Here is a 14,787-nt window from a genome sequence, read left to right as displayed (position 1 = left end):
GGGACTCTCCAACTCAGGCCCCTCGAACCACACCCATCGAGAGCTAGCTCCTCCGCGCTTGCTAGGAGTGATGCACATACTGAAGGCCACCCCCTGCTCTTCGGCAACCTTGTTCACAGCCATCATGAGCCGGTTGAGATTCCGATTCAGGTTCGCAGTCTTATCTTCATAGGGGTAGAGCTTCTCAAACAGCTCAGAAACCAAGACACGACCTTCCGCGTCGAGCATGCCGACGACGACCTCCAGGGCCTTTGAATTGGCAGATGAGAGACCCTCAAGCCTCCGAATGGCACCCCTCGCGCTGACGAAATCTAAAACTCTCACCACGACACCATCCTTCCAACAGTGCCATACTAGCAGGAAGACGGCGCCAACATGTCTGAATTGACTGAATATAGTCCGAATAGAATGCCCCTCGAATCTGTCGTCTCGCCTCTATGGCCCTGTGAACCACTGCAGCCATATGCCGATGAGACTCTATGCGCCCTCGCCCCGCCCTACACGCAGGTTGCGATCGACCGCACCCACGCCCCGCGCTGACACCTGCGAGACTGCCCGGCGGCGTGCACTCACCCCTCACACACCTGAGCCCTCCGCCCAAGCTCACCCTCTTCTCATTCACGGAGCCCTTCGTTTGCGTCCACGCGAGCACTCGACTCCCACAACACTCTCGCCCCCTCCTCAGTGAGCAGGAGCAGACACCCTCTGCTCCTGCTCGAAGGATGAGACGACGGCCAAGGAACAGGCATCGAGATGTCGCGGATTGATGCGACCCAAGGCGAAGAGGGGTGCTGTGAGCCCATTGTTGAGGGACCTCTTCAGGTAGCCGGATGCCGCGTTGACAGCGCACTCACAGCCCCATTAGCCCCTGAAAATGTTCTAAGCGCCCACACGCCGCAAGGAGCCTTGAAAGACATAAGCTGACGCTGATTGTGGTGGAGTTTCCCTCTGGCGAGGGTGGTGCGCCCTCGTTCGTGGAATCTGTTGCGCCCGGACTGTGGTGAACGAAGGAGAGAGTTCTGAAAACCGACGCTCGAATTCGCTCCACAGGAGCCAGTGGCCCCGCACTATTCAGGGGTGCTGCCACCCCCTACATTTTCTCGATGGGTACCCACAGCTCCATCTCGTAGTCGGTCGCACACATGTCCCCGGGGCCGTAGGCCTCAAAGTCCGGAGCGCCCGAGTGGCGATACCCATGCTCGGGAAGGAACGATTCCATCACGTACCTCCATCCTCGGTGGATGCACTCGGGGACCGGGCCCTCAAGCCTGACGATCGCGTACTCGTTCTCAGGGACTTCGACGACGTCAAGCCCCAGCTCTCGCGCCGCTACCCGCTTGGGCTCACCTCCCAGAGCAATCGCCTCCACTCTCACAACAGCAGACACATCCACTCGGGAAAGGAACACCCGCGGCTCCGCCGGGCCTACGAGCGCATCGCGGCGACACCTTCACTGGGGGAAAGGAATGCCCAAGAGAAGGGAAGGCAGCGGGGTGCTCGGCATCCCCACGCATGGTGAGAAGCCAGCGAGTCCATGTGCATGCAAGCGCAAAGGCACATGGACTCGCTGGGTGCCATCACTACTGGAGCGCGGCTGATGCGAGGCTCGGCATGTCGATGACCAGTTCACTTGTGATCCCGTTGAACTCGATGTAGTTCTCGGCATCATCCTTCGAGAAGTTATCGGCGGGCTTGCCGTCACATTCATAGGAGATCGACGTCGCGATGCCTTTGCGCACGGCCCTGAACCCGTAGCCGGAGGGAAGGAGAATGCGCGAGGTGGCGGAGACCTGGTTAATCTCGATGCCTCCCTCGTGCGACATGACTCGCACGATCATGTCCAGATTCGAATCAATCTCGAACACTCCCCTGTTGTCCTGCACAACGATTTCGGAGATTTTGCCTCCCAGCTCAACCTTGTCGCTGTCGATTCCATTGACCTGGACTTTTCCCGCGTTCACGGCTAGCTCAATGTTCCCGGCATATTTCTGCGGGATGAGGATCTGGATCGTGAGCCCCTCCTTCGCCTGAGCCTCGCTCGCACCTTTGAGACGCACGAGGTCAATATCGATGCCCCTCTTGTTGTCGTCGATTTTGACCTTGTAGTCCTCTTGAATGCCCCGCAGGACGTTCGACAGGAGCGACACCTGGACCTTCTCCCCCTCGTAGGAGCTCATCGTCACTGTATGGGCTCCGCCCAGGTTGATATCGAAGTCCTTCACACCATCGAGGTCGTACTCGGTTCTGCTCTCGAAAAGGTAGTCGCTCTGCTTCCTCTCGCGTTTCTCCCCGGAGAGCAGCTCATCGAGGGACACCTGGAACAGCTCGGCGATGGCGATCAGGTTGGACACGTCGGGCACGCCCGTGCCGTTCTCCCATTTCGTAATGGCCTGTCTGGAGACGCCGATCCTTTCGCCCATGCTCTCCTGCGACATGCCGGACTGCTTCCTCAGGTTCTTGATTCGCGCTTCGAGGCTCATTGTTCTTCTCCTTCGTCGTGGTCAGATTCGTCATGGTCGGATGAGTCATCGTCGGCAATGTTCGTCAAACAGTGCTTGCGAAACAAGCAACTCTGGCTGACATCAGCCCGAATTTTCGCTACTTTCCGTAGCATTTGGCCTTGAGTTCTCCTCCTCAGCCTCTTCGGGCCCAATCCTTATTGACGACAAGAGCGCAGTGCAGTGATGACAGTGACTCCGCTCAAGAACGGCACGGTGCACCAGGTCCGAGGGCAGCAGCTCGAAGATGAGCGAGGAAGATTCGGGGAGCCTCGTCCTCTGCCTCGGTCTCACGCGTCTTCGAACCCTACTCCACGATTGAGCAGGCAATTGCTTGAAGAAACAGCGCAAAGCGAGAGCAATGCAACACCCCTTGCCTTTTGACAACGATTCCCATTAATAAGAAACTGGTGGCACGAATATCAGACGCTCCCTGGCGCTCGCCACGGCCGCCCTCGCCGCAGCCTCCCTCACCGCATGCTCTCAGCCCACAGCTTCCACCCCCTCCGATTCAACGGCGCAGACCGGCGGCCAACTCAAAGTGATGGCCTCCTTCTACCCGCTCAAGTACCTGACTGAACAGATCGGCGGCGAGCTCACCTCCGTCACCTCACTCACCCCAGACGGTGCCGAGCCGCACGACCTCGAACTCTCCCCCGCCAGCGTCGACCAGCTCGGCAAAGCCGATGCCGTCGTCTACCTCAAGGGCTTCCAGAGTGCCGTCGACGAGGCCGTCGAGCACAACGCCCCTAAGACCGTCATTGATGTTGCGCCGGCTGTTCAACTCGTCAAGGTCTCCGACTCGGGGAACCACGTCGATGATCACGACCACGATGCAGATCACGATCACGATCACGAGGCCGACCACGACCACGATCACAAGGCCGATCACGATCACGATCACGACCACGACATGTCGACCGACCCGCACTTCTGGCTCGACCCGGAGCGCATGAGCCAGGCCGCCACCCTGATCGGACAGGCCCTCGCCGACGCCGACCCGAAGAACGCACAGACCTACACCTCGAACGCCGCGAATGTCTCGCACTCGATGAAAGACCTCGGAACCGAACTCGTCTCCGGCACCGCGACCTGCGAACACACAACCTTCGTCACCGCTCACGCCGCCTTCGGCTACCTCGCCGACCGCACAGGCCTGACCCAAGTGGGAATCTCCGGCCTCGACCCTGATTCCTCCCCCTCCCCCGCTCGCTTGCAAGAGATCTCCGAACTCGTGAAAGCCCAGGGCGTCTCCACCATCTTCACCGAGGCCCTCATCGACCCGAAGGTCGCCGAAACCCTCGCACAAGACCTCGGAATCGAAACCGCCGTCCTCGACCCGATTGAGAGCCAAGTGAATCCGAACGAGGATTACGCGGCAGCCATGCGCAATAACATCACTGCACTTCGCACGGCCCTGCACTGCAAGTGACAACCATTTCACTCACAGCACCGGCGGGTGCCCCAGCCTTGGGGGCACCCGCCAACGTCGTCGATATTCACGATCTCCACGTCGCCTGGGACACCCACCTGGTCCTGCACGGCATCTCATTGAGCATCCCCAGCGGCCAGACGGTCGCCCTCACCGGAGCGAATGGTTCGGGCAAATCCACCCTCCTGCACGCTCTGCTCGCAACCGCCCCCATCACTCGAGGCTCGGTCCGCCTCTTCGGCGTGGACAACCAGGATTCGCGAGCCATCCCGTGGAAGCGCATCGGCTACGTACCCCAGCGCATCAGCCTCGGAGGCCCCATTTCGGCCAGCTCCCTCGAAGTCGTCATGTCCGGACTGCTCGGCCGCCGCAAATGGTGGAACTCCCCGGCAGACAAGGACAAAGCGATGGCCGCACTCAAAAGGGTCGGCCTCGCGCACCGAGCGAAGGACCCACTTGCGATCCTCTCAGGAGGCCAAGCTCAGCGAGTCCTCATCGCCCGGGCTCTCGTACGAGATCCAGAGCTTCTCATCATGGACGAGCCGATGGCCGGAATCGACCAGGCCTCCAGGGAAAGACTCGCCCAGATTGTCTCAGAATCGAAAAACGCCACAACCACGATCCTCGTCGTCCTCCACGAACTCGGAGAACTCGGCCCCCTCCTAGACCGAGAGCTCCACATCGGATCGGGACACATCAGCTACGACGGCGCCCCCCACGTCCTCGACGATCATGAGCAGCACGCAGACGAAGGCGGACACCACCACGCTCACCCGACGGCCCCCACTGGCCCCGCCCTCGTCGACGACATCTTGAAGGGGGCGCAATGAGCACCATCATCGAAGGACTCATTTCTCTTCTCTCCTCCTCCCTCATGCAGCGCTCCCTCATCGCCGCGCTCCTGGTCGGCCTCTCCGGCCCCGTCATGGGCACCTACCTGGTTCACCGGCGCCTCGCGATGCTCGGCGACGGGATCGGTCATGTCTCCCTCACAGGCGTAGCACTGGGCTGGCTCGCGGGCACTTTCGCGAATGCGACTCCCCAGGATTCTTGGGCCCTTCCCGGCGCGATGATCGTCTCCGTGCTGGGCGCGATCACCATCGAGTTGATCCGCCAGTCGGGCCACACCTCCGCCGATGTTGCCCTCGCGATGCTGTTCTACGGGGGAATCGCAGGCGGAGTGCTCCTCATCGGTCTGGCGGGCGGTACCTCCGCACAGCTCAACAGCTATCTTTTCGGCTCGATCGCAACCGTCACCTGGGACGACATCCTCATTATCTCGACGCTTTCCGTTCTCATCTTGCTGGTCGGCGTTGGTATCGCCCCGGCTCTCTTCTCTGTGACGAACGACGAGGATTTCGCCCGCTCCACAGGCCTGCCCGTGAGGGGATTGTCGATGGTGATCGCCATTCTTTCGGCGCTAACCGTCGCTATCGCCATGCGCGTCGTCGGCTCCCTCCTCGTCTCCGCCCTCATGGTGATCCCCGTCGCCATTGCGCAGCTCAGCGCCCGTTCTTTCATGGCGACAATGGCGCGTTCCATGGTGTACGGCGCACTCATCTGCATCACGGGCCTATCTTTCACCTACTTCGTGGACCTTTCACCCGGGGCCTCGATCGTTGTTCTCGCCATCGGCATCTACGCGCTCGGATTCGCGGTGCGCACCATTATCGATGCGAAGCAGCGGGCCACCCGTATGCGCCAGGTCAGAGCCTCCGCGGAGCACCCTGAGCTCGCTCACCACAACGAACCCGCAGAGCGGGTATGAGCCGTGCCGGGTATGCTCCCTGTGGAGAGGAAGAGAAGGGTTACCTTATGCAGAGAATGACGAAGCAGCTTCAAGCGGTATTCGCCGAGCTATCCCGGGTGAACGACTTCCGTTCCGCGCAGCAGATCTTCGAAGACATCCAGTCGCAAGGCCAGCGCGTCGGCCTTGCGACCGTGTACCGCAATCTGCAGTCCCTCGCCGATGAGGGCACAGTCGATGTCCTTCGCTCCGCCGAGGGCGAGTCCCTGTTCCGCCACTGCAAGTCGACCGAACACCATCATCATCTCGTGTGCCGCAATTGCGGTGCCGCAGCGGAGATCGCGCAGCACGAGATCGAATCCTGGGTCAGTGAAGTCGCGGCCGCCCATGGTTACACCGATGTCTCCCACTCGATGGAGCTTTTCGGTCTGTGTTCGAAATGTACGAGGTCTGCTGAATGATTCCCGAATGGGCCGCTTCTGGGCCAAACCTGTTCATCTTCTTGTTCTTCGCCGTATTCTTCCGCGCACAAGGAACCTACTGGTTGGGACGCCTGACTGCCAGGGGTGCTCTTTCCGCCTCGCATCGCCAAGGCATCGTGGGGGCGATCGGTCGCTGGTTCGAAGGTCCGATCCCACGTAAAGGTGCCACGCTTTTGGGCCGTTGGGGAATGATCCTCATCCCTTTGAGCTTCCTCACCGTCGGTGTTCAAACCGCAGTGAACGCCGGTGCAGGCATCGTCGCGATGAAATGGCGAACATACACTCTCGCCATGCTCCCCGGCTGCGTCCTCTGGGCCCTGCTCTACGGGCTGGGGCTTCTGGCAATCTGGACAGCGGCAATCGCCGCCATCGCAGGTTCAACCGCGGGCCGAGTCACTATCCTCGTCCTCGTCCTCGCCCTCGTCACGAGAATCCTCCTACGCCGCCGCAAGCGCGGTGCACTCGCCCCGGCTCCCAGGCCCGCAATCGACTGAAGGCGCATCCAACCAAGGTAGAGTGCATCCAATCGTGGGAGGGTGGGTGCAGTCGGCGTGTCAGTCCCAACGCCGGGAATCACCTTGTCTGCTCCGCACCGCGCGGCAGAGTAACTGAGGCTTGAGCCTCGCACTCCACCAGTGATTACACAAAGGACCAACACTCCGATTGGAACTCGTCATCGAGTAAGGACACAGCTCGACGTTCTTGAAAGACTAGGAGCGAATATCGGCGGTGTTCAGTCGTTGGTAAGGAATTCCGCCTGAGGCAAGGGCCGAGGTGTAGGCCGTTTGGATAGCCTCATCTTCCTCATCAGCGAAACCTTCGAAAAGCACCTCCGCGATGTCCTCGGCGTTAAAGTATGCGACCGAGTCTTCAGTCAAACCGACCGGGTATCTCATCGCCATGTAATCGAAGTAGCCAAAAATACTCTCATCCCGATAGAGGGGGACGCGCCCGATAATCATCAGTTTGACATCACCGTTGTGGAGAACAACGACAGAACCGAGCGGCAAGAGCGGGCGAAGCGTTGAAACCGACATATCTATTCCTTTCAGTGGGGTGAATTATGTGGATCGGAGGGTCTGGCTCCACCGACGGCCCCATTGATGACGATGATGCGCGGCACGCGCCGCGTAAACAGACATTGGTGCAAGACCGAGAGCGAAGGCAGCACCGATGAGGTGATCTACCCGAGCCGTCGAAGCGGCGAACACGGCAAGGACGATGAAGAGAACAAAATGAGCGGGGGCGAGCAATGCGAGAATCTGGCCCTGTGGACGAGAACGCACTAGGAGGTCGAGCAGAGCTCGAGTTTCGATTTCCGAGCGCTCAAGCTCGAGGCTTTGACGAACCGCACCGAACTCGATGACAGCGGCAACTGGGAGGGCAGCGAGGCCAACTACGAGGAGAAGCGTTCCTAGCGTGGGTTCTCCGCCGAGAAGGGCTGAAGCAACAAGGGAGAGCACGGGAGAAAGGACAAAAGCACCAGCCCATGCGCCGATTGAAGCCGCGTGGGGTCCCGAAAAGCTTCGCTCAGCTGAAAGTAAGTACGGCACGCCATCTTCTACCCCAACAAACACGGCTCTGCCGTAATACTGCCCGATTGGGAAAAGATCTCTGCGGCGCAGGACAACCCCCCCGCTCTTCGGAGTGCTTTCGGACATCACAAAATAATTCACCTCCACCGCCCGAGAATTGCGTTCCCAATGCCCTTCCAGCCCCCGAGAGCATCGTAAGCAGCATCAAAGAGCCCCGACCCAGCAATTGACAGGACCGAACCTACGACAGCACCGCCGAGCGCGCCGACAACCGTTCCGACACCGGGAAAGACCGACCCCATAATCGCACCGGCTGCAACGGCCGAACCAATGCCGATTCCAGTATGAGCCGCCGTCTTAATGACAGCGTCACCGACATCCTGCTGCCCGGCTCTCACCGCCTGCATTTGCCCAGTGAAGTCTATGGCCGCGCCAATACCAACCGCGCCGAATTTGAGAAAGCCTCCCGCGGCTTTGACCAAGGCAGGGTCAGGAATGGAAACCGTTGCGACGCCACCGCCAACGAGCGCTCCAGCCCCTGCCCAAGATGGTGTCACTGCGGCGATCGCGGAAGCAATGCCCTCAGCAATCCTCTGAGCAACGTGGTCCTGCACGAGAGCTTTTCCTAGTTCGAAGAGGAAGCTCCGCACTGCCTGAGAGAATTGAAGGCAGGTCGACGATCGGAAGAATTCTGCGGCGGCATCAATCGCCCGTTGGACCAGGCGCGCGCACTCATCAAGGTCACTATGGACACTCGCCGCATCATCAGCAGTCGGTGGCGCGACGACCGAACCTTCAGCTGTGATCGTTAGACCACGCGAGGCCGCATAGTCGAGGGCACTGCGAACGTTGTTCCTCGTGCGATCAACCTGCGCTGCATCCGTGTCAAGATCCTGTGCTGTCTTGTCGATCTGCGAGGCAAGTTCGCCGAGAGCATTCGACAGATCTGACAGCTTGCGCCTTGCGGCATCTGCACTCTTCCCACTCCACTCGTCTCCGGATGGTCGGGCATTCCCAATGTCGTCCGCGACCGTGTAGATTCTTCGAGCCGTCATCGTCAATTCTGCTGAGGCCTGGCGGAGGGGCTCAGGATCCCAGGTGAGAAGATCACTCCACGTTGTCATCGCTCCCCTCCGATACTTTGAAGAAGGCCGCGCCCGTGTCCCTCAATTTGAGCGTCAGTGGTTTCCATATCGGATTCGAATGCGGCGATCGCATCAGCGGTTTCGACAAGTCGAGCCGCAGCTTCCCTCGTGAGTTCCATGAGGGCATCGCGCACCCTCGCATAATTCACTTCCATACCTGATCCGGGTGCCGCTGCCAGAACCATCTCACCAAGATCTGGAACCTGAAGTGCGCACAAGTCCTCTGCGCTCACACTCAGTTCGTTCCGAGCTCTCGAAAGCGCCGCCCCATTGATGATGAGATCTGTCATTCTCACACTCTATCTGTCCGCCCCTGCTCTGCTCAATCGTCAGCGTTCTCGACCTTCAACGAGCGTGCTCGCGAAAACTCAACCTAGGGATTCAATCATCTGCATCGCGCTTCAGGTCAATAACTGTGCTCGCGAAGACTCGACACGAGGGCAATGTCCTCTTCCAGGGAGCAGCAAGATGGCCGATCCACCAGCGGATGAGCTTGCGGGCATGGCACCGGTCAAGAAACTACAAACCCCTCAAGAGCCCAGGGCATCGACCGCGCCACCGAAACGCCGATCGCGCCCCGCATACTCCAAAAGACAATCCCACAAGGCTTCTCTGTCAAAAGACGGCCACGGCGTATCGACGAACATCATCTCCGAGTAGGCGAGCTGCCAGAGCAAATAGTTGGAGATCCGCTTTTCACCAGAAGTGCGAATCATCAGGTCCACATCGGGAACATCAGGCAAGTAGAGGCGATGCCCGAAAGACTTCTCGGTGATCCCCTCGGGCCTTAAACGTCCGGCGGCGACCTCGTGCCCAATCTTCCTGACGGCGTCAACGATCTCTGCGCGCCCCCCATAGTTCACGCACATCACAAGGTCAAGGGTCGTGTTGGCATGAGTGTGAGCCTCCGCCTTCTCAAGAGCATCAATCACGGACTTCCACAAACGAGGACGCCGACCCGCCCAACGGACGTGAACCCCCCACTCGTCAAGCTGTCCAGTCCTGCGGGCCAAGACATCGGAGGCATAGGACATGATGAAGCGAACCTCAGCGGGACTGCGCTTCCAGTTCTCCGTGGAGAAGGTGTACACGCTCAGGTAGCGCACGCCCGCGTCAATCGCGCCGGCGATCGTGTCCATGAGCGCGTATTCTCCGGCCCGGTGCCCCTCGGTCCGGGCAAGGCCCCTGGAGTTCGCCCAACGCCCATTCCCGTCCATCACGAGGGCGACATGCGCGGGCACCTCATTGCGGGCGAAGATTGGGGCTTGTCTATGCCACTCCCCCGGGCCGGTGAGCCTGCCATTCGGGTCCCCTCCGGCGCGATCCATCGGGGTCGGTCGAGTACAAGGCATCATCGGCTCCTTTCCAGGACTCGCAGAGAGTGGATCCTGCGTTCCACGTGCCATTGAGCATAGGAGGAGACGAGGGCGTGCGCCTCGTTCCTGGCGAAGCCCTCGGCAGTGTCGGCACGCGCCCAATCCCCTGAGAGGAGCTCGCCAATGAGGGTCATGGTCTCAGGAGCGGGAGCCGCCGCTCCCGCGGGTCGGCATTGTCCGCACACGGCCCCGCCCTCGTGAATAGAGAAGGAGGAGTGGGGGCCTTGGGCGCCGCAGATCGCACAATCGAAGCAGGAGGGCGCCCAACCTGCGATCGCGAGGGCCCGCAGAATGTATGAAGTGAGGATCAGGGAGGGGTCGTGGCGCACATGTGAGAGGGCGAAGAGGGCACCGACGAGGAGCAAGTACTGGGAGCGCGCCCCCTCATCCGAGTCCTGGGTGAGTTTCTCAGCGGTTTCAACCATGACGGAGGCGCGCGTATACAACTCGAAGTTGGAGGCGAGCGCGTCTGCGTGGACGCTAATGACCTCAACCTGAGTAATGATGTCGAGGCTGCGGCCCTTCGCGATTTGGACGTCGACGACGCCGAAGGGCTCAACTCGGGAACCGAACTTCGAGGAGGTTCGGCGCACTCCCTTCGCGACTGCGCGCACGAGCCCATGCTCGGAGGTGAGCAGGGTGATGATGCGGTCCGCTTCACCCAGTTTGTGGGTGCGCAGGACTATCGCCTCGTCCCGATAGCTTCTCATCACCCCGGTATTGTCCCATTGACGAGGGGCGGGCGCGCCTCGGGGCGCGCCACAAGAGGGGCTCCTTCACGCAAGCCCTGGTCGCCCTCGTCGATTCACTCACCGAGGGCGGCCAGGGCTCACAGTTCAGCGTGGCGCTTCACTACTCAACGCAATGGGTGATTCACGCTCAGCGCACGGCTATGCGTGAAGGTGATCCCGGAGGACTCGAGCGCGCTTCGCTTCGCTACTCAACGCTGGGCGCTCTTCCCCGCTCAGCGCTGAGCATTCTTCCCCGCTCAGCGCAGGGCGCGATTCACCGCCGAAATCACAGCCTTGTACGACGCCTGAGTGATCGACGAGTCAATACCGACACCCCACACGATCTGCCCATCGACAACAGCTTCGACATAGGCCGCAGCCTTCGCGTCACGGCCCTGACTCATCGCGTGTTCTGAATAGTCGAGAACCCTCACATCGAGGCCGAGATCGTGCAACGCCGAAACGAAGGCGTCAATCGGGCCCGAGCCGGTCGCGAAAATCTCAATCGCGGCTCCCCCATCGTTGAGGACCGCGTTGAGTTCAACATGATTGTCACTCGAAGTCAGCACGCGCGAAGGACCCAATTCGAAGCGGCCCCAGCGAGTGAGCCCCTTCGCGGAAGAATACGGCAGGTATTCGTCGGCGAAGATGCTCCACAGAGCATCGCCGTCGATCTCCCCGCCGAACTCATCCGTATGACGCTGAACGATGCGGGAGAACTCGACCTGGAGGCGGCGGGGCAGTTCCAGATTATGAGTCGCCGACATGAGGTATGCGACGCCGCCCTTGCCGGATTGGGAGTTCACACGGACAACGGCCTCGTAGGAGCGGCCCACATCATGGGGGTCGATCGGCAGGTACGGGAGCTCCCAGACGACCGCGTTCTCGTCCCCACCAGCCGCTTCCACACGCTTCTTACGTTCCGCAAAGCCCTTCTTAATGGCGTCCTGGTGAGAACCAGAGAAGGAGGTGTAAACGAGGTCGCCAACGTAGGGCGCTCTGGGCGAGGTCGGCATCGAAGTGCAGAACTCGACGGTTTCACGGATCTCGTCGACGCGCGAAAAGTCGATCCCCGGGTCAATGCCCTGGCTGAACAGGTTGAGGCCAAGAGTCACCAGATCAACATTGCCTGTGCGCTCGCCCTGTCCGAGCAGGCAGCCCTCAACCCGATCCGCTCCGGCGAGGAGTGCGAGTTCGGCGGCGGCGATGCCAGTGCCCCGATCGTTGTGCGGGTGCACGGAGAGTGCGATGTGTTCGCGGCGTGAGAGATTGCGCGACATGTATTCGATCTGGTCGGCGTACACATTCGGAGTGGCGCGTTCAACGGTCGCAGGAAGGTTGAGGATAATTTCGCGATCCGCTTCCGGCTGCCAGACATCCATGACGGCCTCGCAGATTTCAAGGGCGAACTCGGGTTCAGTGTCGATGAAGATCTCCGGGGAGTATTCGAACCCGAAGATCGTCTCATCGCCGAGGCGTTTTTCCGCCTGTGCGATGACCTCGCGGGCACCGGAGACCGCAAGGTCGACGGTCTGTGCCTTATCGTTGCGGAACACGAGTTCTCTAAACAGCGGTGAGGTCGCGTTGTACAGGTGGACGGTAGCGCGCGGGAAACCGACAAGGGCTTCGAGGGTCCGTTCAATGATCTCAGGACGCGACTGCGTGAGCACGGAGATCGTCACGTCCTCCGGTACGGCCTCGGCCTCGATGAGAGAACGCACGAAGTCGAAGTCGGTTTGAGATGCGGCGGGAAAGCCGATCTCGATCTCCTTATATCCGAGATTGACGAGCAGGTCGAACATTTTCCGTTTGCGCATCGAGTCCATCGGCTCGATGAGTGCCTGGTTGCCGTCTCGAAGGTCCGTTGACATCCAGCGCGGAGCTTTTGTCAGGCGCTGATCGGGCCAGCGCCGATCGGGCACTGAGATCGGGTTCGTATCGAGGAACGGGCGGTATTTCGCGAACGGCATTCCGCTTAAGCCGGGGGTGGGAACGCTGCCAGTGGTTTTCACAGTGATGTCTCCTTCGTCGTGGATTCGCCTGAGGCCTCGGGGCCGGACACGACATCAGCCGCGACGAGTTTCCGACCCCTTCAGGCCTCGTCGCGGCGAAGAAGAAGGAGAGTTTCCATTCGTCGCATGGTCCCACTGTAGGGGGCGATCTACATCACATGCAGCCGCCGCGCGCAATGTGGACACTGTTTTGCGTGTGGATCTTGGGATCACTCTATGTGCGCTGCCCCTGCGCAGGTGGGCGCTACCAGCACAGCGACGCGCTCGGCGACATGTCCAACGCGCTGCCCCGGGTGTGTGCGCTGCCTTGCGCGTGGACGCCGCCCCTTGGAGGCTGCGCAACCTTGCGCGCGGGCGGCAGTTGCAATGACCTGCGATGACTGAATGGCCGCGAAGGCTTCCGCTCAGCCCGACATCCCCAGTTTCGGACAACGCAAGGTCACTTCCCCAGGAGAAAGGGAAGAACCCTGGGATACCGGCGCTTAGGGCAGGCGGTCAGCCACTTCCCCGAAAGAGATGGGAGGGCCGCACCGCGCCTTAGAACCCGAGGCGTCCGAGCATCTTCGGGTCGGACTGCCAGTCCTTCGCTGTGCGCACGTGAAGATCCAAGTAGACCCTCTTATCCAAGAGCTCCTCGATGAGCGGACGCGAACGCGAGCCGATCTCTTTGAGACGCGAACCGCGTTTGCCGATGATGATGGCTTTTTGAGAGTCGCGCTCCACATACACATTGACGTGCACATCGACAAGAGGCCGACGAGTATCCCCCTCGCGTTGCGGACGGTCGATGATCTCTTCGACCTGCACGGCAAGGGAATGCGGAAGCTCATCACGCACCCCCTCAAGAGCGGCCTCGCGAATGAACTCGGCGATCAAAGTGTCTCGGGATTCGTCGGTGACATCTCCGGCCGGGTAGAGGGGCGGGGAGAGGGGAACGTTCTGGCTCAGCACATCGGAGAGGATGTCCACGCCCTCGCCCGTGTGCGCGGACACCGGCACGATCGCCGCGAAGTCCCCCATGGCGTCAATGGAGAGCAGGTGCTTCATCAAACGATCCCGGCTGACAAGATCCGCCTTCGTTGCGACGGCGATGATCGGTCGGCGCACATCTCGCAGTTCACGGGCGATGAACTGGTCGCCCGGTCCGATGCGCTGATCCGCGGGAAGGCAAAAGACCACGCAATCCACTTCGGCGAGGGCCTCGCGCACCATGTCGTTGAGGCGCTTGCCGAGCAGGGTCCGGGGCCGGTGATATCCGGGGGTGTCGACGAGGACGATTTGCGAGTTCTCCTTGTGGACGATGCCGCGAATGTTGTGGCGCGTTGTTTCCGGTCGACCCGAGGTGATCGCGATCTTCTGGCCGACCAGGGCGTTCGTCAGGGTTGATTTGCCGACATTCGGGCGCCCGACGATCGACACGAATCCCGCGCGGAAGTCCTTAGGATATTCGGGCATCATGAGGCCCGCTCCCGCATTGGCGTCCTCGCGCAGGCCTTTCAGATCTTCAAGACGGGCGAAAACCTCATCCGGGTCTGTCTCCTCCCAGTCTTCATCCCAGTCGGCCGCTTCGTCGGCGGCGGCCTCGTCATCGTCCTCGAAAGCACCCTCGTCGGCGGCCTCGTCATCGCTGTCGGAAAAGCCCTCGTCAGTGCTCCCGTCGGCGGGCTGCTCCTCGAGTGTGCTAGCGGTCTTCTCTTCGCTCGAAACGGAGGCCACTGCCTCCACATCTTCACCGGCTTCAAGGCGTGAAAGCGTCTCTTCGTCGAACTCGATGCCTTCGAAGGCGTTCGGTCCCGCCATGAGCTCGTCGTCACTGGGGAATCGCATGT

At 60.7% G+C, this 14,787-nt stretch carries 15 protein-coding genes and 1 pseudogene; 5 read left to right on the top strand and 11 right to left on the bottom strand.

The features are described 5' to 3' along the window. Positions 1-30 precede the first annotated feature (30 nt). The 3 genes and pseudogenes from FFA61_RS09585 to FFA61_RS02765 all read right to left on the bottom strand — a co-directional run. Positions 31-324: pseudogene (locus tag FFA61_RS09585) on the bottom strand (hypothetical protein); the annotation flags it as partial. 766 nt (positions 325-1,090) lie between these two features. Then, on the bottom strand, positions 1,091-1,387 hold the full coding sequence (locus FFA61_RS02770; RefSeq protein WP_207382551.1) for a GyrI-like domain-containing protein: 297 nt from the start codon (positions 1,385-1,387) through the stop codon (positions 1,091-1,093). Positions 1,388-1,580: 193 nt separating this feature from the next. Beyond that, positions 1,581-2,480 (bottom strand): helix-turn-helix domain-containing protein, encoded by a 900-nt coding sequence (locus FFA61_RS02765; protein WP_005961849.1) that lies wholly within the window; start codon positions 2,478-2,480, stop codon positions 1,581-1,583. 562 nt (positions 2,481-3,042) lie between these two features. On the opposite strand from FFA61_RS02765, the gene FFA61_RS02760 reads away from it, so the two are divergent. From FFA61_RS02760 to FFA61_RS02740, 5 genes are read left to right on the top strand one after another with little or no spacing between them, the layout of a single operon-like run. Then, complete coding sequence (locus FFA61_RS02760) at positions 3,043-3,930, top strand: metal ABC transporter substrate-binding protein (protein ID WP_005961851.1); 888 nt, start codon at positions 3,043-3,045, stop codon at positions 3,928-3,930. Next, a complete protein-coding gene (locus tag FFA61_RS02755) occupies positions 3,927-4,760 on the top strand; it encodes a metal ABC transporter ATP-binding protein (protein WP_005961853.1) in 834 nt (277 codons plus the stop codon). Before FFA61_RS02760 ends, FFA61_RS02755 begins: the two co-directional genes overlap by 4 nt. Next, positions 4,757-5,698, top strand: coding sequence for a metal ABC transporter permease (locus FFA61_RS02750; protein ID WP_005961854.1), 942 nt, complete (start codon positions 4,757-4,759; stop codon positions 5,696-5,698). The genes FFA61_RS02755 and FFA61_RS02750 overlap by 4 nt, the downstream gene beginning before the upstream one ends. 47 nt (positions 5,699-5,745) lie before the next feature. Further along, complete coding sequence (locus tag FFA61_RS02745) at positions 5,746-6,138, top strand: Fur family transcriptional regulator (RefSeq protein WP_040313495.1); 393 nt, start codon at positions 5,746-5,748, stop codon at positions 6,136-6,138. After that, positions 6,135-6,653, top strand: a complete 519-nt coding sequence (locus FFA61_RS02740; protein ID WP_005961856.1) for a hypothetical protein — start codon at positions 6,135-6,137, stop codon at positions 6,651-6,653. Before FFA61_RS02745 ends, FFA61_RS02740 begins: the two co-directional genes overlap by 4 nt. 216 nt (positions 6,654-6,869) lie before the next feature. Here FFA61_RS02740 and FFA61_RS02735 read toward each other — a convergent pair whose 3' ends face one another. The 8 genes from FFA61_RS02735 to era all read right to left on the bottom strand — a co-directional run bounded on the left by FFA61_RS02735 (position 6,870) and on the right by era (position 14,785). Then, positions 6,870-7,196 carry a DUF4176 domain-containing protein gene (locus tag FFA61_RS02735; protein WP_005961857.1) on the bottom strand — a complete coding sequence of 109 codons (327 nt, stop codon included), beginning with the start codon at positions 7,194-7,196 and terminating at the stop codon, positions 6,870-6,872. A 24-nt stretch (positions 7,197-7,220) separates the two neighbouring features. Further along, positions 7,221-7,622, bottom strand: a complete 402-nt coding sequence (locus FFA61_RS02730; protein WP_131247149.1) for a hypothetical protein — start codon at positions 7,620-7,622, stop codon at positions 7,221-7,223. A gap of 209 nt (positions 7,623-7,831) precedes the next feature. Further along, positions 7,832-8,818: a hypothetical protein gene (locus FFA61_RS02725; protein ID WP_005961859.1), complete on the bottom strand. Its 987-nt coding sequence runs from the start codon at positions 8,816-8,818 to the stop codon at positions 7,832-7,834. Further along, the gene (locus FFA61_RS02720; RefSeq protein ID WP_005961860.1) at positions 8,815-9,129 is read right to left on the bottom strand and encodes a hypothetical protein; all 315 of its coding nucleotides are present in this window, start codon (positions 9,127-9,129) and stop codon (positions 8,815-8,817) included. The genes FFA61_RS02725 and FFA61_RS02720 overlap by 4 nt, the downstream gene beginning before the upstream one ends. Before the next feature lie 240 nt (positions 9,130-9,369). Further along, the gene (locus FFA61_RS02715; protein WP_005961861.1) at positions 9,370-10,191 is read right to left on the bottom strand and encodes an isoprenyl transferase; all 822 of its coding nucleotides are present in this window, start codon (positions 10,189-10,191) and stop codon (positions 9,370-9,372) included. Further along, positions 10,191-10,925: a DNA repair protein RecO gene (gene recO, locus FFA61_RS02710; RefSeq protein WP_040313497.1), complete on the bottom strand. Its 735-nt coding sequence runs from the start codon at positions 10,923-10,925 to the stop codon at positions 10,191-10,193. The genes FFA61_RS02715 and recO overlap by 1 nt, the downstream gene beginning before the upstream one ends. A gap of 278 nt (positions 10,926-11,203) precedes the next feature. Next, entirely contained in the window at positions 11,204-12,958 is a 1,755-nt protein-coding gene (leuA, locus tag FFA61_RS02705; RefSeq protein WP_005961865.1) for a 2-isopropylmalate synthase, read from the bottom strand. A gap of 537 nt (positions 12,959-13,495) precedes the next feature. Next, entirely contained in the window at positions 13,496-14,785 is a 1,290-nt protein-coding gene (gene era / locus FFA61_RS02700; RefSeq protein ID WP_040313681.1) for a GTPase Era, read from the bottom strand. Positions 14,786-14,787: the final 2 nt, after the last annotated feature.

The sequence above is a fragment of the Schaalia cardiffensis F0333 genome (assembly GCF_005886435.1).
Classification (GTDB): Bacteria; Actinomycetota; Actinomycetes; order Actinomycetales; family Actinomycetaceae; genus Pauljensenia; species Pauljensenia cardiffensis.
This window is presented reverse-complemented; position numbering and strand designations above follow the sequence as displayed.